This is a genomic window from Devosia sp., assembly GCF_028290645.1.
In the GTDB taxonomy this organism is placed as follows: Bacteria; Pseudomonadota; Alphaproteobacteria; order Rhizobiales; family Devosiaceae; genus Devosia_A.
This window is the reverse complement of record NZ_JAQGJL010000012.1, coordinates 1-19,474: the sequence shown is the minus strand read 5'-3', so window position 1 is coordinate 19,474 and position 19,474 is coordinate 1. Positions and strand designations below refer to the sequence as shown.

General features: G+C 66.0%; 11 protein-coding genes. 9 read left to right on the top strand and 2 right to left on the bottom strand.

Annotated elements, in window-relative coordinates:
• Positions 1–2 precede the first annotated feature (2 nt).
• The 9 genes from JWQ89_RS00770 (at position 3) to JWQ89_RS00730 (ending at position 11,640) form a co-directional block, all read left to right on the top strand.
• On the top strand, positions 3–1,133 hold the full coding sequence (locus JWQ89_RS00770; protein ID WP_299637566.1) for a glycoside hydrolase family 172 protein: 1,131 nt from the start codon (positions 3–5) through the stop codon (positions 1,131–1,133).
• A gap of 765 nt (positions 1,134–1,898) precedes the next feature.
• Positions 1,899–3,695, top strand: coding sequence for an ABC transporter substrate-binding protein (locus tag JWQ89_RS00765; RefSeq protein ID WP_299637564.1), 1,797 nt, complete (start codon positions 1,899–1,901; stop codon positions 3,693–3,695).
• 73 nt (positions 3,696–3,768) lie between these two features.
• Entirely contained in the window at positions 3,769–4,767 is a 999-nt protein-coding gene (locus JWQ89_RS00760; protein WP_299637562.1) for an ABC transporter permease, read from the top strand.
• Positions 4,768–4,778: 11 nt separating this feature from the next.
• Positions 4,779–5,693 (top strand): ABC transporter permease, encoded by a 915-nt coding sequence (locus JWQ89_RS00755; RefSeq protein WP_299637560.1) that lies wholly within the window; start codon positions 4,779–4,781, stop codon positions 5,691–5,693.
• Between the two features lie 5 nt (positions 5,694–5,698).
• A complete protein-coding gene (locus JWQ89_RS00750; RefSeq protein WP_299637558.1) occupies positions 5,699–6,736 on the top strand; it encodes an ABC transporter ATP-binding protein in 1,038 nt (345 codons plus the stop codon).
• Positions 6,729–7,733, top strand: a complete 1,005-nt coding sequence (locus JWQ89_RS00745; protein ID WP_299637557.1) for an ABC transporter ATP-binding protein — start codon at positions 6,729–6,731, stop codon at positions 7,731–7,733. Before JWQ89_RS00750 ends, JWQ89_RS00745 begins: the two co-directional genes overlap by 8 nt.
• A 129-nt stretch (positions 7,734–7,862) precedes the next feature.
• Positions 7,863–8,825: a mannonate dehydratase gene (locus JWQ89_RS00740; RefSeq protein ID WP_299637556.1), complete on the top strand. Its 963-nt coding sequence runs from the start codon at positions 7,863–7,865 to the stop codon at positions 8,823–8,825.
• A gap of 10 nt (positions 8,826–8,835) precedes the next feature.
• Positions 8,836–9,666: an NAD(P)-dependent oxidoreductase gene (locus tag JWQ89_RS00735; RefSeq protein WP_299637555.1), complete on the top strand. Its 831-nt coding sequence runs from the start codon at positions 8,836–8,838 to the stop codon at positions 9,664–9,666.
• Between the two features lie 108 nt (positions 9,667–9,774).
• Positions 9,775–11,640: a glucose/sorbosone family PQQ-dependent dehydrogenase gene (locus tag JWQ89_RS00730; protein ID WP_299637554.1), complete on the top strand. Its 1,866-nt coding sequence runs from the start codon at positions 9,775–9,777 to the stop codon at positions 11,638–11,640.
• 197 nt (positions 11,641–11,837) lie between these two features.
• Here the strand turns inward: JWQ89_RS00730 and pbpC are convergent, their stop codons facing one another.
• Positions 11,838–13,964: a penicillin-binding protein 1C gene (gene pbpC, locus JWQ89_RS00725; RefSeq protein ID WP_299637553.1), complete on the bottom strand. Its 2,127-nt coding sequence runs from the start codon at positions 13,962–13,964 to the stop codon at positions 11,838–11,840.
• The gene (locus JWQ89_RS00720; protein ID WP_299637551.1) at positions 13,961–19,444 is read right to left on the bottom strand and encodes an alpha-2-macroglobulin family protein; all 5,484 of its coding nucleotides are present in this window, start codon (positions 19,442–19,444) and stop codon (positions 13,961–13,963) included. The genes pbpC and JWQ89_RS00720 overlap by 4 nt, the downstream gene beginning before the upstream one ends.
• Between the last annotated feature and the right edge of the window lie 30 nt (positions 19,445–19,474).

The window sequence follows — 19,474 nt, the reverse complement described above, 5'->3', positions numbered from 1 at the left end:
ACATGGCAACCGACTTCAACGGCCTTGGCGTCAACCTCTCGAACCTCTACCGGCTGAGCTCGGCCAAGACCCGCTCGATCTCGCCGGAGAACTTCACCGGCGAGAAGGGCAAGGGCGGCATGGCCACCGAGGGCACCGGCGCGGTGCACGCCCGGGGGCTCGGCCCCGAGGGCGACGGCCAGGGCTGGAAGGTGTCGCCCTCGATCCGGATCGAGCCGGGCGAGACGCGCGTCCTTGCCGACATCGAGGGCATGGGCGCCATCCAGCAGATCTGGCTCACCACGGCGAACCTGCGCTGGCGCAGCCTCATCATCCGCATGTGGTGGGACGACCAGGAGCACCCCTCGGTCGAGGCGCCGCTGGGCGATTTCTTCTGCTCGGGCTGGGGCCAGTTCGCCCAGATCAACTCGCTGGCGGTGTGCGTGAACCCCGGCCGCGCCTTCAACTGCTACTGGGAGATGCCGTTCCGCAAGGCCGCGCGCATCGAGATCGAGAACACCGACCCGACCGAGTTCGGCATCATCTACTACCAGATCAACTACGCCCTCACCCAGGTGCCGGAGGACGCGGCGTATTTCCACGCGAAATTCCGCCGCACCAACCCCCTGCCCTACGGCGCCGACTACACCATCATCGACGGCATCGAGGGTCGCGGCCAGTATGTCGGCACCTACATGGCCTGGGGCGTCAACAATGCCGGCTGGTGGGGCGAGGGCGAGATCAAGTTCTTCATGGATGGCGACCGGGACTTCCCCACCATCTGCGGCACCGGCACCGAGGACTATTTCTGCGGCGCCTACAATTTCGACGGCGGCGTCGTCGACGACACCATGGATAGCCGCTACCGCGAGTTCTCGACGCCCTATTCCGGCCTGCCGCAGGTGCTCCGCCCCGACGGCACCTATCGCAGCCAGACCCGCTTCGGCATGTACCGCTGGCACCTGGGCGACCCGATCCGCTTCGAGAGCGACCTGAAGGTCACCATCCAGGCGCTGGGCTGGCGCACCGAGAAGAAGGACCGCCGCTATCTGCCCTTGCAGGACGACATCGCCTCGGTCGCCTTCTGGTACCAGACGCTGCCCAGCGTGAAATACGAGCCGCTGCCCGATCGCGATTATCTCGAGATCATCTGACCGGCGTCCGGCGCCGATCGGCATTTGGCGGGCACGGGGCAGACGCTCCGTGCCCGTCTGCTTCCGGCTGTCCCTCGCGCAATGGGGGTTTCCCAATGGGTGGACATCCAGGGGGCAATCGCACACGATTCCAAAAAATTAATACACAACCTGGTGACGCGTAAAAAACCTCGTACATTCAAAGCGCTTTGAGGTGCGGGCCGGTTTGGGAAGTCAGGTCCGTACCACACCTACCATTCCAGCTGTTGACTCGGCCGACTCCCGCGTTTAACGCTTGAGAATATTGGGAGAAATCGCCGGTAGCTCTAGGAGAGGGTGAACGGCACTGGTGGGGGGAGACGCCAAGCCAAATGCCGAAAGGCATGATCTAGACTGTCCGATGGGCAGTACAAGCAAAACGCAAGGTGTAGCGTAGCGGCTGGCTGACGGAAGTCAGGCAATCGATGACTACTGACGTGCCGAAGTGCCCCGCAAGGGGCCCGGGGCGCCGACAGCGAAAGCTCGTATGGCCCGCCTCAGTCCTCCGACGGAGGCTGTGCGAACTTTCTTTTTCACGCCATCTGCAGACACTCGCGCCCGCTGACCTCATTGTCGCGGGCCCATTGGCGAGGCGATCCCGACACCGAAGTCAGATACGCAGGATAGCAAGATTATCTTGGGGAGGTGTGAGGGGCGTACCGGGGTCGGATGGACCCACAATTCAAACATTTGTCGCCTACGAGGCGACGTTTTGCTTTCGTCGACAGTCAAGGGAGACTCTGTCATATGGTCAAACGAAGAATAGTAACAGCGGCACTGCTGGCGCTCGGCGTCATGGCTACGCCGCTGGCAGCGATGGCTCAGAGCCCGCTAGCCGCCACCGCGCCCAAGGAAATCCTGCCGGCGACCCCGCTGCCGGATGTCCCGCGTAACCAGACCGCCGTTCTCGGCTGGGGCGTGGCCTTGTCGTCGCCGATCGGCGTCACCAACCCATGGGCCCTGCCCGGCTACACCCACCAGGAAGGCAATGCCTTCATGTGGGAGCCGCTGGCCTACTTCGCCATCTTCAAGGGCGAGTATATTCCGTGGCTGGCCGACAGCATGGAATACACCGACGACACCTTCACTGCGTTGGAAATCAAGCTCAACAAGGACGCCAAGTGGAGCGACGGCAAGCCGGTGACTTCGGCTGACGTCAAGTACACGTTCGACGGCCAGCTCAATAACGACAAGCTGCCCTACCACGCGCATTTCGACCAGTTCGTCGAATCCACCGAGGCAGTCGACCCGCTGACCGTGCTGGTCAAGTTCAAGAGCGCGGCGCCGCGCTTCAAGTTCGAAGTGCTGACCGAGAAGTTCGACACCGGTATCCCGATCGTGCCGGCCGAGTACCTGTCTGCCCAGCCCGACGTCAGCATGGCCCCGGGCAGCACCGAGATCCCGCACTCGGGTCCGTATGACCTGGTCGCGTGGAACGCCAACCAGAAGATCTTCGACTATCGTCCCGACTGGTGGGCGGTGACTGCAGGCCGCATTGCCGAGCCCGCCGTCAAGCGCATCATCATCGCCAACATCACCGGTGTCTCGATGGACACCGTTGCGCAGCGCATCGTGAACAACGAATTCGACTCCGCGCTCGACATGCGTTCCTCGGTGATCGGCAACATCCTTGCCCAGAACCCGGAAGTCACCACGCATACCGGCAACGAGTCGCCGTACGGTTACCTCGACTGGTGGCCGAATTCGCTGTGGATGAACACGCAGTTGGAGCCGTACAGCGATGTTCGGGTCCGCCGCGCGATCAGCCTGGCGGTCAACCGCGACGCCATCAACGACGTGCTCTATGACGGCGCCGGGATTGCCTCGATCTACCCGTTCCCGCTCTATCCGAACCTGCAGGCCTTCGCTGACTCGCCCGCCGTCAAGGCGCTCGAGGAGCAGTATCAGCCCCGCAAGTTCGATCTCGACGAGAGCGCCAAGCTCATGACCGAAGCAGGGTTCGCCCTGAACGGCGACGGGCTGTGGGAGAAGGACGGCAAGACCATCGACGCCACGATCCAGGGCTTCGAAAACATCCACGGCGACATCGTTCCGATCCTGGTCGAAATGCTGCGTACGGCTGGTTTCGATGCCGCGATCAACTTTGGGCCCGACGCCTATCAGAACATGGCGGACGGCAAGGCCGGCCTCTACATGTTCGGCCATGGCGCTTCCCTGTTCGACCCGTTCGAAGCTCTTAACCTCTTCCACGGCAAGTACAGCGCAAACGTCGGCACCGCGGCGGGCAACAGCCGGTTCTCGCGCTACAAGAACCCGGAATACGACCAGATCCTCGACTCGATCGCCCCGCTGTCGTCGGACGATCCGAAGTTCCAGGAAGGTGCCGCCAAGGCGCTCGGCATCTACTGGCGCGACCAGATCGACGTGCCGATCATCCAGTGGCTGCACCGCATCGCCTACAACCAGCACTACTGGAAGAACTGGCCGACCGCTGCCAACCCGGCAATGGGTACCAACGGCGCGTTCTGGGCCCACACCGGCATGCTGGTGATCACCTCGCTGCAGCCGTCTGGCGCGCAGTAAACCTGAAGTTCCGACATTGGAGTGCGCGTCCGCGCGCACTCCCCCAAAACGTCACCGTGCCGGAGTTGACCGAGTGAACTTCAAGCTGATTGCCAAGCGTCTATCCTTCCTGGTTCTGGTCATCTGGGCCGCATCCACGATCGTTTTCTTCGTTCCCCGCCTCAGTCCTCGCAACGCCATCCGCGAACGCTTCGCCGAATTGTCGCGCTCCGGCGGTTTCTCTTCCGGCGACATCGAGAAGCTTATCGCCAGCATGAACCAGCAGTTCGGCCTCGATAAGCCGCTGCTCGAGCAGTACTGGAACTACCTCGGCAACGTGGTCCGCCTGGATTTCGGGTATTCGCTCAACCGCTATCCCGCGACCGTCGCCGACATCATCGCGCAGGCCCTGCCCTGGACCTTCGGCCTGCTGATGGTCACCACCATTCTCAGTTTCGTCATCGGCAACCTGCTCGGCGCCATCTCGGCCTGGCCCAAGGCGCCCCAGTGGCTGCGCTCGATCGCCACGCCCTTCGTGCTGCTGACCGGCGTACCCCCCGTCATCATGGGTGTGTTGCTGCTGTTCTTCATCGGCTTCCGTCTGAAGCTCCTGCCGCTGGGCGGCGCTTACTCGATCGGCGTCGTGCCGACCTGGTCCTGGGACTTCGCCTTCGACCTGCTGCTGCACCAGCTGCTTCCCGGCCTCGCACTGATCCTCGGCTCGGTCGGCGGTTGGGTGCTGTCGATGCGTGGCATGGGTGTCACCATCCAGGGCGAGGACTACGTGAACTTCGCCGAGCACAAGGGCCTGACGGGCGGTCGCATCTTCCGCGACTACTATCTCAGGAACACGCTGCTGCCGCAGGTGACCGGCCTCGCGCTGGCGCTCGGTACGGTCGTCACCTCCGCGATCATCGTCGAAGGCATTTTCGGCCTCCCCGGCCTCGGAACGGTGCTCAACAACGCCATTCGTTCGAACGACTTCCCGACCATCTACGGGATCGTGCTGTTCATCACCATCGCCATCGCGGTGCTGATGGCAGTGCTCGAGTTCGTCTATCCGCTGCTCGACCCGCGCGTGCGCAACCAGTAGGAACCGGACAATTGACGACCCTAACCGCAACCTCACCCGCAATCGCACAAGCCTCGATCGAACAGCCAACCGGCCTCGTATTGCTGCTGCGCTATTTCCGCCGGAACAAGGGACTGGCCGTTGGCCTGCTGATCCTGCTCGGCCTGATCCTGTTCACCGTGATCGGCTTCATGGTGATCAACCCCAAGCACGCCTATCCGCTGTCGGTCGCCACCCGCAAGCCGCCCAGCCTGCAATACCCGTTCGGCACCGACTTCTTCGGCCGTAACCTCGTGGCGGCGATGGTCGTCGGCATGTGGCAGACCGCCATCATCGGCGTCCTCGCCGGCGGCCTCGGCACCATGATCGGCGTCGTCCTCGGGTTCACCTCCGCCTATTTCGGCGGCTGGATCGACGCCACCGTCCGCACCATCTGCCAGATCCTCACGCCGATCCCGGTGCTGCTGATCCAGGTGGTCGTCGCCGGCTCGCTCGACAAGCGCGACGTCACCATCATCACCATGGCGCTGATCGTCGTGATGCTCGCCTGGATGGGACCGACGCTGGTGATCCGCGCCCAGGTGCTCACCATGAAGGAGCGACAGTTCGTCTCCGTAGCCAAGCTGTCCGGCGTTTCCGATGTCGGCATCATCTTCAAGGAGATCCTGCCGAACCTCCTGCCGTTTATCGCCGCGGCCTTCGTGGGACAGGTCTTCGCCGCCGTGTTCGCCTCGTTCTACCTCGCCGTGCTCGGCCTCGGGCCGCTGCGTGAACCGCTGCTCGGCAACATCATCTGGGCGGCGCAGCTGCAGGGCGCCTTCTTCAATGGCTGGTGGTGGTGGCCGATTGCCCCATCGATAGCCATGATCCTGATCCTCGGATCGCTCGCCCTCATCAACATGGGCCTCGACGAACTGGCCAATCCACGCGTGCGCAAGACGGAGTGACGCAGATGAACCTTGCAACCGCAGACAACCAGGCCGGTACGCGCCGCGCGCCTTTCGCCGCCGGTACCCAGACCCCGGTCCTCAAGGTCGAGAACCTCGAGGTCACCTACTACACCGACCTCGGCCGGGCCAAGGCGCTCGACGACGTGAGCTTCGACCTCCATGCCGGCCAGAAGCTTGGCATGGTGGGCGAATCCGGCTCGGGCAAGTCGACCCTCGCCCTCGCCATGATGCGCATGATCAAGCAGCCGGGCCGCATCGAAGGCGGCACGGTGACCATCGACGGCACCGAGCTCATGGGCCTCAAGGACGAGGACATGCGCAAGGCGCGCCTTTCGAAGATCGCCTATATCCCGCAGGGCGCCATGAACTCGCTGAACCCGGTCACCCGGATCGGCGAGCAGATGGTCGATGCGGTGAAGTCGCATCTCAACGGCCAGAGCCGCGCAGCCATCCACGAACGCTGCATCCATGCCCTGAAGTCGGTCGATCTCGATCCGGCCGTCTTCCGCATGTACGCCCACGAACTCTCGGGCGGCATGAAGCAGCGCGTCTGCATCGCCATCGGCATCCTGCTCGAACCCAAGGTCATCATCTGCGACGAGCCGACCAGCGCGCTCGACGTGGTGACCCAGCGCCAGGTGATGGAGACTATCGACCGCGTCCAGAAGCAGATCAACGCCGCAGTCATCCTGATCGGCCACGACATGGGCCTGATGGCGCAGTTCGTCGACAAGGTGGCGGTGATGTATGCCGGGCGCCTCGTCGAGATCTCGACGGTCCGGGAGATGTTCACCGAGCCCAAGCATCCCTATGCCCAGGCCCTGATCTCGAGCCTCCCCAACCTCGACAACAAGGGCGTGTTCCAGGGCATCCCCGGCCTCGCGCCATCCCTGCTCCGCCTGCCCAGCGGCTGCGCCTTCCATCCGCGCTGCCCCTATGCGTCGGATCGCTCGCGCAGTGAAAAGCCCAAGCTCAAGGCCCTGCCGGGCGGGCGAATGGTGGCCTGCCACCTCTATGACCAGGACGCGCTCAATGTCTAACCTTCTGGAACTCAGGAACGTCACCAAGGTCTATTCGCGCGGGGTGATCAACGCCAACGCGACCATCGCCCTGCAGGACATCTCGCTCACCCTCAAGGAGGATGAGCCGACCATCATGACCGTGGCCGGCGAGAGCGGCAGCGGCAAGACCACGCTGGCCATGCTGCTGCTGGGCTTCATCACCCCTACCACCGGCGAGATCCTCTATCGCGGCAAGAACATAACCACCCTGCGCGGCAAGGATAAGCTGGCCTATCGGCGCGAAGTGCAGGCGGTGTTCCAGGACCCGTTCGCGGTGTTCAATCCGTTCTACACCGTCGACCATCTGCTGACCGTTCCGATCAAGCAGTTCAAGCTGGCGCGCACCAAGGCGGAAGCCCGCAAGAAGATGGAAGAGGCGCTGACCGCGGTCGGCCTCCGCCCCGAGGACGTGCTCGGACGCTTCCCGCACCAGCTCTCCGGCGGCCAGCGCCAGCGCATCAACGTCGCCCGCGCCCTGCTGCTGAAGCCGCGCCTGCTGATCGCCGACGAACCGGTCTCGATGGTGGATGCGTCGCTGCGCGCCAACATCCTCGAGACGCTGCGCAACCTGCAGCGCGACCATGGCGTGTCGATCATCTACATCACCCACGACCTGACGACGGCCTATCACATCGCCAAGTCGATCATCGTGCTCTACCGCGGCGGCGTCATGGAAGCCGGCGACGTCGACACCGTGATCAAGGAGCCGCAGCACCCCTATACCAAGCTCCTGGTCGACTCGATCCCGTGGCCCGATCTCAACCGGCGCTGGGGCGAGCAGCAGATCAAGGTGCGCGAAGGCGGCGGCCGCAGCCATGGCTGTCCGTTCATGTCGCGCTGTCCGGCGGCAATGGAGATCTGCAAGACGCAGCCGCCTCTGTACGAGCTCAACTCACACCACACTGCCTCGTGCTACCTCTATTCCCAGCAGCCCGAGGTGGTGCGCGAGCGCCTGTCGGCGTTCCTGCCCTCCTGATCCACAGACCTCCGAAAGCATAAGCGACACGGCCCCCGGGCCGTGTTCATTCTGTCAGCCGCCAGCGTTGTTTGAGCCGTATTGCCGGCCGTCATTCCCACGCCTCGACTTCATAGGACCTTCCGCGCCATGCTCGAAATCGCCGAATTCATCAACCCCACGCCGTCCCCGCTGTGGAAGCTGGCCAAGCAGGCCGGCGTCGACCTGGCGGTTGCGGGCCTACCGTTCGACACCCTGCAGGCGGGCGAGCGTGTCTCGAGCCTCTCGGCGCTGCAGCGCATGAAGGACCGCTACGCGGAAGGTGGCTTCAAGATCGAGGTGATCGAGTCGCGCCCGCCGCTGAACCTCGCCAAGCGCGGCCTCGAGGGGCGCGATGCGGAAATCGACGTCGTGTGCGAACTGCTCACCAACATGGGCAAGCTCGGCATCCCGGTCTGGTGCTACGAGTGGATGACCGATTTCAACTGGGTCCGCACCAACATGGCGACGCCCTCGCGCGGCGGCTCGGTGGTCACCAGCTTCAACGCCAACGACGTGCCCGACAGCATCACCTCCAACCCGCCGATCAGCGAAGCCGAGCTCTGGACCAACCTCGAATACTTCCTGCGCAAAGTCCTGCCGGTCGCCGAGAAGGCCAACGTCAAGCTCTCGATGCACCCCGATGATCCGCCGATCACCCCGATCAAGGGCGTGAGCCGCATCATGCGCACCATCGACAACTATCACCGCCTGATCGACATGCTGCCGAGTGACCACAACACCATCACCATGTGCCAGGGAAACTTCACGCTGATGACCGACGACCTGCCGCGCGAGATCAGGCGCTTCGGCAAGAAGATCAGCTTCGTCCACTTCCGCGACGTCAAAGGCGTGCCGACCGCGTTCGAGGAAACCTGGCACGATGCCGGCAAGACCGACATGCTCGCCTGCATGAAGGCGTACAAGGACATCGGTTTCGACGGCGTGCTGCGCCCGGACCACGTCCCCACCGTCGAAGGCGACAGCAACGAGCACGCCGGCTACTCCTCCTTCGGCCGGCTCTACGCCATCGGCTACATCCGCGGCCTGCGCCAGGCCGTATACGCGAACTAGGATCACGTGAATGAAGATCGCACTCACCGGCTCGAGCGGCGGCATCGGCCGCGCCATCACTGCCGAAGCCCTGAAGCAGGGTCACACCCTCGTCTGCATCGACCGCGTCGCGGCGCCCGAGACCGAGGAGCGGGGCAACCTGCATTTCGTCCAGGCCGACATGAGCGAATATGAAAAGCTCGTCGAGGCCTTCGCCGGCTGCGACGGCGTCATCCACATGGCGGCCATCCCCTCCCCAGGCCGCCATCCGGACCACATCGTCCACAACAACAACGTGGTCGGCAGCTACAACGTGCTGCGCGCCGCAGCCGAGCACGGCATCCTGCGCGTCTGCCAGGCCTCGAGCGTCAACGCCATCGGGCATTCCTACAGCCGTGCCCCGCGCTACGACTACCTGCCGCTCGACGAGGAGCACCCAAACTACACCGAGGATCCGTACAGCCTGTCGAAATGGATCTGCGAGCAGCAGGCCGACACCTTCGTCCGGCGCTACGAGAACATGCGCATCGCCAGCATGCGCTTCCACTGGGTGGTGCCGGAGCGGGCGCTCGCGGCGCGCAGCTTCACCTCCGAAAGTCCGGACCCGGCGAAGCACCTCTTTGCCTACACCCGCTTCGACGCCGCGGCGCGCGCGTGCCTGTTGAGCCTCACCGCCGATTTTGTCGGCCACGAGGTGTTCTACATCGTCGGCCCGGACACCACTGTCGAAGTGCCCAGCCTCGAACTGGCGGCCAAGCACTTCCCCAATATTCCGATCAAGGGTGATCTCAGCGGCTTCCGCAGTTTCTTCAATTCGTCGAAGGCCGAGCGCCTCCTGGGCTGGAAACACGACGCACAATAACTGCCGTCACGCCTAACGCCGGCGTGACGCTGTCTCCGTTACTGCTTGCCCACGCCGGAACCAACCCGCTCCATGCGGGTTGGGCCGCGACACCATTGGAGGAACGCCGTGAGACTTTCCGCAACGCTCGCCCTTGCCGTCGCCATGCTGGGCGCTGCACTACCGGCACTCGCCCAGGACACGCCGGCCTCCGTGGTGGCAGGTACCAGGCAGTTCGAGGAAAAGGTGCTGACCAGCGGCCTCGAAGGCCCGTGGGAACTCACCTGGGGCCCCGATGACTACCTGTGGGTCACCGAACGCGTGGGCGGCAGGATCACCCGCATCAACCCGGCCGATGGCAGCAAGCAGGTGGCCATCGATATCGAGGAAGTCTCCGCCCCCGGCGGACAGGATGGCCTGCTCGGCCTGGCGCTCGATCCGGGGCTGCTGAAGGGTACCGGCAACGATTACGTCTACACCGCCTACACCTATGTCGATAAGTCGCGCGGCGGCGTCTCCTGGGTGGCCGATCCCTTCAGCCCCTACCACGACCTCTACACCAAGCTGGTGCGGCTGACCTACGATCCGGCGACGGGCCTGCTCAGCGATCCCACCGAGCTTATCGTCGGTCTCCCGGCCTACAACGACCACAACTCGGGCCGCATGAAGATCGGACCCGACGGCAAGATCTACTACACCATCGGCGACGGCGGTAAGGACCAGCTCGGCAACTGGTGCATCCCGATCGAGGCGCAGCGCCTTCCCACCGCCGACGAACTCGCCGCGAAGAACTACATCGCCTACCAGGGCAAGTCGCTGCGGCTGAACCTCGATGGCTCGATCCCCGAGGACAATCCGGACCTTGGCGGCGTCAAGAGCCACGTCTTCACCTACGGCCATCGCAACATGCAGGGCATCGATTTCGGCCCCGACGGCACCCTCTACGCCTCCGAGCAGGGCCCCAAGACCGATGACGAAGTGAACGTCCTCGTCGCCGGCGGCAATTACGGCTGGCCGCATGTCGCCGGTTTCCGCGACGACAAGGCCTACCAGTTCGCCCGCTGGAAGGACGCGACGACGCCCTGCGACCAGCTGCAGTTCAGCGACATCACCATCGACCCCTCCGTCCCCGTCGAGGACGAGACCTCATGGACCGAACCCATGCAGGACCCGCTGGCAACGATGTTCACCGTCCCCAGCGACTGGGACTTCACCGACCCGGTCTGCAAGGGCATCGATTTCATCTGCTGGCCGACCGTCGCCGCCTCGAGCATCCAGACCTACATGCCAAAAGCCGGCGAAGGCATCCCGGGCTGGGAGAACTCGCTGCTGGTCACCACGCTGAAACGCGGCTCGCTTTACCGCCTGCCGCTCGGCGCCGACGGCAAGGGCCTCGGCGGTCCGATCGAGCGCTACTTCCAGTCCGAGAACCGCTTCCGCGACGTGGCGCTGAGCCCCGACAAGAAGACCATCTATGTAGCGACCGACACGGGCGGGCTCGCCGAGGCGCTGGCGGGCGGCACCACCACGACGATGCAGAATCCGGGCTCGATCTTGGTCTTCACCTACAAGGGTGAGGGCGATGCCGCCGCTGCCGGCGCCGCTGCCAGCACCGACACCGCCGCCGTCCCGTCCACCGATGCGGCGAGCACTGCATCCGGCACGCCGCCGACCTTCACCGCGGCGCAAGCCGAGCGCGGCAAGGTCGCTTACGAAGCCAATTGCGTCTCCTGCCACGGCCAGAACCTGATCAGCGCCACCTACGGCCCGCCGCTTGCCGGCGAATATTTCGACGGCAAGTGGCGGGGCCAGTCCGTCGCCGCGCTCTACACCCACGCCCACGACAAGATGCCCCCCTCCCGCCCCGGCACCCTCCCCGCCGAAACCTACGCCGACCTCGTGGCGTACATCTTGCAGGTGAATGGTTTGGCGGCAGGAGACGGGGAGCTGCCGACGGATGTCGCGCAGCTGGAAGGCATGACGATCACGAAGTAGCGGGCGCGTACTGAAGCAGAGAGCCCCCTCCCATCCTCCCCCATAAAGGGGAGGTGCCCGGCCGGTGGCTAGGCGAGTTGGTGCCACGTACTCGATGCGGCACCCTCCCCTCTATGGGGAGGGATGGGAGGGGCCGTCTGCTCGGCTCTTGCGACCCGCTTCCGCAGGGATGGCACCGAGTTTGGGGCACCACCCGCTCAGTCCAAAAACACGTTCACACTATCCGACCGCCCCTCGGCATCGACCACCGACAGCGTCACGAAGCCCGGTCCATCCGGCCGCCAGCTGTTCTGCCGCGCAAACGCCGAGCGCCCGAACGGCGCCCCGTTGGCAAAGAACGTGAACGGCGGCACGCCGTTGCGCACCTTGACGATCAGCGGCGCCTCGTTCCCCGAGGCCAGTCCCAGGTCCACATCGACCCCGTCGCTCGGATAGGCAATCTCCGGCGCCGCATCGCGCTTCACCTTCTGGTCGTCCGGATGCCGGAAGCGGCGAAGCGGCAGCGGCAACTTGGAGTTCGAGGCAAAGATCACCCCGGGCGGCGCATCGCGCAGTGGCACGGTCTTCTCCGCCAGCCGGTCGAAACTCTCGAACAGGATCGGCGCCGCCGCCGCGATCCCGGTGATCCCCGGCACCTGCGCATTGTCCGGCCGCCCCACCCAAACCCCGATCACCGTCGCGCCGTCGAACCCGATCGCCCACGCGTCGCGATAGCCGTAAGACGTGCCCGTCTTGTACGCGATCCGCCCAGGCGACCCATTGAGCGGCGGCGGCACGTCGGCGAGCACGTTGGCGACATACCAGGCCGCCACCGGATCCAGCACCGGCGCCGGAATCTCCGTCTCCTCCGCCACCGGCTTCACCCCGTCCCTGAGCACCACCGGCGTCCCGCCCCGCCCGATCGCCGCATAGATCGACACCAGGTCGCGCAGCGTCACCCCGACCCCACCAAGCCCAACCGCGAGGCTCGGCGCCGTGTCCGCCGGCAGCAGCGGATTGGCATGCGCCCGCTTGATCCGCGCCACCAGCCGCGCCGGGCCCACCGCGTCGAGCACCACCACCGCCGGGATATTGAGCGACTCCGTCAGCGCCTGCCGGATGGTGACCGTGCCACGACTGAACCCGTCGAAGTTCACCGGCACGTAGCCGTTGAACGCCGTCGGCCGATCCTCGATCAGGCTCTCGGGATGGGCAAGGCCAAGCTCGAACGCCAGCCCGTAGATCAGCGGCTTCAGCGTCGAGCCGGGCGAGCGCACCGCCTCGGTCATGTCGACATAGCCGTCGCTGTCGGCATTGAAGAGCCCGGCCGAACCGACCGAGGCAAGGATATTGCCGGTTTGCTGGTCGGCGACGACAATAGCCACCGAAAGCTTCGAGCCAAGCTGCGCCGCCCGGTTCGCGCCGAGCTGTTCGAGCTTCGCCTGCAAGGTCCGGTCGACGGTCAACGCGATCTGCCGCGCATTGGGCCGCGCCTTCACCGCCTCCTCCGCCAGATGCGCCGCGAGCATCGGGAACTCCCGGCGCGCCTTCGGGATCGGCTCCTGTTTCGCCGCCTCCGCTTCCTCGGCGCCGATCACCCCCGCCCCGACCATGCGGTCGAGCACCAGGTTCCGCGCCGCCAGCGCCACCGCCGGATCCCGGTCCGGCCGCCGCGCCTCGGGCGATTGCGGCAGCGCCACCAGCAGCGCGCATTCGGCCGTGGTGAGCCGCGCCGGCTCCTTGCCGAAATAGGCGAGGCTGGCGGCGCGAATACCCTCGATATTGCCACCATAGGGGGCAAGCGTCAGGTAGAGCGTCAGGATCTCGTCCTTGCTCAGCGCCCGCTCCAGCGCATCCGCATGCACCATCTGGCGCACCTTGCCGGCCACGTTGCGCGTCGGCTCCCCGCCGATCAGCCGCGCCACCTGCATGGTCAGCGTCGAGCCGCCCGAAACGATGCGCCCCGCTCCGGCATACTGCACCGCCGCCCGCAGCATCGACGGCCAGTCGATCCCGTGATGCTCCTCGAAATGCTGGTCCTCATAGGCCAGCAGCATCTCGATGAACCGCCGGTCCACCTCGCCGACACTCACCGGCAGCCGCCAGCGCCCGCCATCCGTGGTGAACGGCCTCAGCAGCAGCCCTGCCCTGTCGACCACCGCCGTCGAAACCGGCAGCGCCGACACCACCGGCACCGGCGGCAGCGTCGCCCGGATATCGCGCAGCACGGCGAGGCCATACTGGCTGCCAACCAGCGCCACCCCCGCGAGGACAATCAGCGTCGCGGTAAAGAGCCCCGGCGCGCGCGGGCGCCGAGACTTTTGTTTGTGCGCGACGGTGCTCATCGCCCAGTCGCGCTGACCTCGATCGTGCCCGCGTCGGTATTGGCGCGAAGCTCGGGCCGATACATGTCCTCGACCGTCGCCCCGGGCATCACGAACGTCCCCGGCGACACCGCCCGCACCATGTAGGCGGTGGTGACGCTGCTCGCCTGCGCGGTGAAGCGGAACGCGGCGACGAACTGGTCGGTCCGCGATTCCACATGGCTCGGCGGATCGACCGTGAGCCAGCTCAGGTCCGCGACGCCCGAGCCCTGCAGCAGGTCCGGGTTCTCGATCTCGAACCCGGCCGGCAGCGGATCGGCCACCACATACTGTCCCGAACCCAGCTGCGTCGGCTGCGTCGTCAGCACCACCACGAACCGGTCGTTCTGCGCGACACTCGCGAGATCGGCCGGCGTGCCATCGGGAAGGAAGTATTCCCGCGTGATGGTGAAGCCGTTCGAGCGCGCCGGCGGCGGCACGGCCGGGATGGCGGTGACCGTCACCTTCATCTCGGTCGCCCGGTTGCCGTTATTGGTCACCGCGACGGGCGCGCCGTCGAAGATCTCCTGGTCGTAGCGGCGATACACCGTGCCGGTCAGCGGCTCGCCATCGATGGTGATCGTCCCATCCCCGGCCTCGCGGCCGAGTGCCGCCGCGGCCACCAGCGTCCACGCATCCTCCTGGGTGGAGGTGTAGCGGGCCTGGTCGCGCAGCGCCGCGAGCTTCGTGGTCAGCGCCGCGATATCGACACCCGACGGCGTGAACTCGGCGGCGAGTGCGAGCACCCCCGCCGTATCACGCAGCTGGCTGCCATAGTCCGCCCGGTACTTCGCCCGGTCCTCGCGCACCTGCAGGTCCTCGACCGCCGCCTGGAAGGCCGTCGCCGCCCGGGTCCGGTCGCCATAAAGCGCCAGCGCAGCACCGAGCTGGGCCTTGGCCAAGGGCGAACCGAAGGCGCTGAGCCGCGCCTCGAGATAGTAACGCAGGTCCCCGATCGCAGCCCGGCCGGCCCGCGCCAGGTCATAGAGCGCGAAGGCCACGTCCTCGCCGCCGACGGTGAAGTCGGTGGCGTAGGACACCTGGTTGCCGAGGTTGTCGAGCGCCCGCGTCATCGCCAGCTCCGGCACCTCATAACCCTCCGCCTTGGCGCGCAGCAGGAACTCGGTGACATAGGAGTCGAGCCACAGGTCGGTCGTGTCATACGGCCCCCAGAGCCCGAACCCGCCGTTGGAGGTCTGCTTCGATAAGAGGTTCTTGATCGCGTCCTTCACCCGCTGCGTGATCGCCTCGTCATCGCCCAACCCGATCATCGAGGCGACTTCGTTGAGATAGAGCAGCGGCAGGGCACGGCTCGAAACCTGCTCGGCGCAACCATAGGGGTAGCGGTCGAGCTGCATCAGCAGCCCCGGCACATCGAGCCGGGCAATCGGCCCGACTGCCAGCGTCAGTGACCCGCTATGCGGCACCATGCCGGCAAAGTAGCTGGCATCGAGCCTCACCGTCTCCCCAACCCCGATCGGGATCACCTGGCTCGTCGTCTCCGGCGCACTGGCCGCACGCACCCCGAGCACCAGCTCCTTGACCAGCGCATCGCCATTCGGCGCCGTCACGATCACCCTGAGACTCTGGTCCCCGATCGCCGTGCCCGTAAGCTTCAGGTCGAGGCCCACGCGACCACCGGCCGCGAGGTCAACGCTGGTCTCGGGCGCATCGGTCGAGAGCCCGTCGCCGGTCTCGAGCGCCACCTTGTAGGTGCCCGCCGCGCCGTCGACATTGTTGACCTCGACCAGCAGCCGCGACGTATCGTCGAGCCTGAGGAACCGCGGCGGGCTCAAATTCACCACCACCGGATCGCGCACGATCACGTCCGCCGAAGCATGACCAACCGCTCCGGCGCTCCACGCCATCGCCATCAGCCGCACTGTGCCGTTGAAATCCGGCATGTCGAAGCTGATCGTCGCGGTGCCGTCCGGCCCCACTTCGACAATGCCCGAATGCAGCGCCACCAGTGTAGTGGTCGCCGGCGGCGTGCCGAGACGCGACGCGCCTTCGTCACCACCGGACCGCACCGCGCCGGGCGTCCCCTGCATCGGGTCGATCAGCTGGCCATAAAGATCGCGCACCTCGACGCCGAGCTGGCGCTGCCCGAAGAACCAGCCATCCGGATCCGGAACCCGGAACCGCGTAAGGTTGAGGATACCCAGATCCACAGCCGCGACGGCCACGTAGGCCTTGTCCCCCGGCTGCACATTGGCGAGCTTCACCGTCGTCGTGAACGGCTGGCGCGGCAGCGCCTGCTTGGGCGCATCGAGCGTCATGTCGAGCTTCAGGTCGCCCGGCTCGACGTCGGCGAACGCGAGGCCCAGCGCCCGCGCCGGCATGCGCTTCGCTTCCGCACTGGCCGGCCGATACAGCATCGCCGTCACATACGCGCCCGGGCCCCAGTCGTCCGTCACCTGCAGCGGCACCGAAATCCCGCCCTCCGGCACCTCCACCGCCTGCATGTCGATGATCCGATCGTCGACCACCATCACCAGCGCCGTGCCCGCGAACTGCGGATCGAGCTTCAGCATCGCCGTCTCGCCCGATCGATAAGCCGGCTTGTCGAGCGCCACCGACAGCGTGTCCGGCGTGTCCGACCCAGCTTCGGGATAATAGTATCCGGCATAGAACTCATAGCTGGTCGAGGTCGCGCCCTCGCCCGTGCTCGATACTTCGAGCCGGTAGAGGCCCCAGTCCACCGGCGCCGAAATCGTCACCGGACCAGCGGCCAGCGCATCGGCCGTGCCGTTCGCGACTTCCCGCGTCGTCGTGACCGCTTCCCATTTCCACGTGCCGTTATTGCGGTACCACTGGTAGTTCGTCTCGACCCGCGACAGCGTCCATTCGAGCCCCGCCTTGTCGACGGTCTTACCGTCCGGCGCCACCGCGATCACGTCGAACCCGGCAGCGCTGCCCTCGGCAAGCCCGTTGCCGGACTCGAACTGCGGCTTCACCCCGATGCGGGTGACATCAGCCAGCACCGGCCGGCTGAGGCTGCGCTCCACCGCGCGGCCATTGCTGTCGACCAGCCGCAGGATCAGCTGTGCCTCGAGCGGCCGCGTCGTCGCCTGCGGCTCGCTCACCGTCACTTCGGCGACGACGTTGCCGTCGGCATCCGTGGTGCCGACGACCCCGAGCGGCTCCCGCGATGTCTCGAACGTGTCGTCGAGCCGGCCGAACACATAGCCCGGATACCCCGCCAGCGAAGTCACCGGCCGCAGCACCGCATCCGCCTCGACCGCAAGATCGGGCGCCGTGGCGCCATAGAGATATTTCGCCGCGACGGTGACCGGGGTCACCTCGCCCGTCCTGATCGGCGCGTCCTCGGCGGTGATCTCGAAAGCCAGTCGCTCGGGCTCGAAGTCCTCGACGAGGAAGCCGACACTGGTCAGCGCCTCGGCCTTGGGATCGGCGTAAAGCCGGATCTGCCACGAGCCGCGCATGGCTTCGCCGGTGAGCGCGATGGCGTCGAAATAGCCGCCGGCCCCCTGGTCGTTCAGCAGCTCGGTGGAATCGACAACCCCATCCGGCCGCTGCACTTCGATGGTCAGCGGCAGGTCGGTCACCGCCTTGGCATGCACATCGCGGAGGATCGCCGTGACGAACACCGTCTCTCCCGGCCGATAGACGCCGCGCTCGGTGGTTGCGAACAGGTCGAGCGGCCCCGGCGACGGCCGGCCCTCGACACCGCGATCGGTCAGATCGAACGCTGCCTTCGACACATCGAGGAACGCATAGTCCCCGCCATCGGTCTCGGTAGTGATGAGCTGCGGCGCCCGTCCGCCCTCGCCGCGCGAGAGGCCCGGCGCGAAATCCGCCCGCCCCTGTGCGTCGGTGACGGCCTCGCCGAGCACCTCGTTATTCACCGCAATCAGGCGCACCTTGGCATTAGCCACCGGCTGCGCGCTGGTCAGCGAGCGAACGAATGCATGCAGGCCATCGTCGCCCGAAACCGTGGTCAGCCCCAGGTCGGTGACGATGAACCACTGCGTCGCGACTTCCTTCCAGAACTCCTGATTGACCCCGTTGACCTTGGCGGTCACCACATAGGCGCCCGGCTGGACGTCCTTGAGCACTTCCGCCACCGGGATGGCGGTGACGGTCATGGCGTTCGGCGCGCCCTGCGCCAGGTCGACCTGACCCTCCCAGGTCTTCTCGCCGGTCGAATTCGCCACGTCCTCGGCCGAATAGCCGTCGAGCGTGCGCTGGAAAATCCCGTTGCGCACCGCCGTCGCGATCGAGCGATCGCCGATCCGGTAGATCACCACGTCGGCGGTCTTCGCGTTCACCGAAGTGATCGGCAGCCCGCCGCCGAGCCCCGCCGGCATCACATAGGCATTGTTGGCAAAGCCCACGAACGGCGCGCGATCCGGCACATAGAGGTCGAGCTCGACATCCGAGCGCAGCTCCTCCCCACCGGCCGACGGCAGCCCGGCCCTCAGCTTGATGTGATAGCGCCGGCCATGCTCGACGCCGGTAATGCAGATCTGGCTCTGCTCGGTCTCGACCGCCACCGTCGGCGCGTCGTCGACCACCACATAGCTCGAAAGGTCCGTGCCGCCCGCGGGCAGCGGATCGGAGAATACCGCGCAGATCCGCGGGTTCGCCGCCTCGGCATCGACCTGGTTCGAGGTGACGCGGAACCCATGTTCCGCCACCGCCTTGTCGAGCCGCGCCTGCAGCTCGGTATCGTCTATCAGCCCGACGCTGGCGCGATAGCTCGCAATCGCCTCGCGCCACATCTCGCGCCGCTCCAGCGCCGCAGCCAGTGCCCCCAGCGCCGCGGCCCGTTCAGCGATCGTCTCCGACAAGAGCAGTGCATTCGCCGCCGCATAGGAGCCGTTGACCCCTAGCTCATAGACGCCATTGCCCGCCGCCGCTTCGACGACAGCCCGCGCCTCGCCCGCTGCCGCCAGCTTCAGCCACACCGCCGGATCGTTGGCATTGATCGCCAGCGCCTGCCGGTACGACACCATCGCCGCAGCCGGGTTGGACCGCGCCGCCGCAGCATCGCCTGCAGCCACCAGATCGGCGTAGCTCACATCCGGCGGCGGCGGATCGGTCTGCGGTAGGCTGGTGGCATAGTACCGCGCCGAGTCGACGAGATCCTGCGCCGGGAACGGCAGCTCCCCCAGCCTCTCGGCCGTGCTGGCCTCGAGCGTCGGCGTGAACTCCACGCGACCCGAAGTGGCCCCATCGAACGCCGTCTCCGGCCCCACGGCGCCCTTGAGGAAGCACCAGTTGGCCTTCTCATTGAACGTGAAAGCCCGGCAGATCCGGTCCCCGATACACGCCGCCTCGCAGGCGTCGATATCGACGTCCTTGAGCACCGAATAATCGAAGCCGGGGAGATCGGCGCCGGGCAGCAGCGTGATGCTGCGATCGGCCGCCAGCGCGGGGCTCAGGGTCAGGAAAACGGCCGCAACAATTCCCCACACCGACCGAAAAAGCCGCCGCATGACCCTCACCCCTGAAATCGCTTAGTGCTG

Bases quoted from the DNA above. Each gene is read 5' to 3' on its own strand.
- JWQ89_RS00745 (WP_299637557.1), top strand. From the start codon at position 6,729: ATGTCTAACCTTCTGGAACTCAGGAACGTCACCAAGGTCTATTCGCGC.
- JWQ89_RS00740 (WP_299637556.1), top strand. From the start codon at position 7,863: ATGCTCGAAATCGCCGAATTCATCAACCCCACGCCGTCCCCGCTGTGG.
- JWQ89_RS00720 (WP_299637551.1), bottom strand. From the start codon at position 19,444: ATGCGGCGGCTTTTTCGGTCGGTGTGGGGAATTGTTGCGGCCGTTTTC.
- JWQ89_RS00765 (WP_299637564.1), top strand. From the start codon at position 1,899: ATGGTCAAACGAAGAATAGTAACAGCGGCACTGCTGGCGCTCGGCGTC.
- JWQ89_RS00735 (WP_299637555.1), top strand. From the start codon at position 8,836: ATGAAGATCGCACTCACCGGCTCGAGCGGCGGCATCGGCCGCGCCATC.
- JWQ89_RS00750 (WP_299637558.1), top strand. From the start codon at position 5,699: ATGAACCTTGCAACCGCAGACAACCAGGCCGGTACGCGCCGCGCGCCT.
- JWQ89_RS00770 (WP_299637566.1), top strand. From the start codon at position 3: ATGGCAACCGACTTCAACGGCCTTGGCGTCAACCTCTCGAACCTCTAC.
- pbpC (WP_299637553.1), bottom strand. From the start codon at position 13,964: ATGAGCACCGTCGCGCACAAACAAAAGTCTCGGCGCCCGCGCGCGCCG.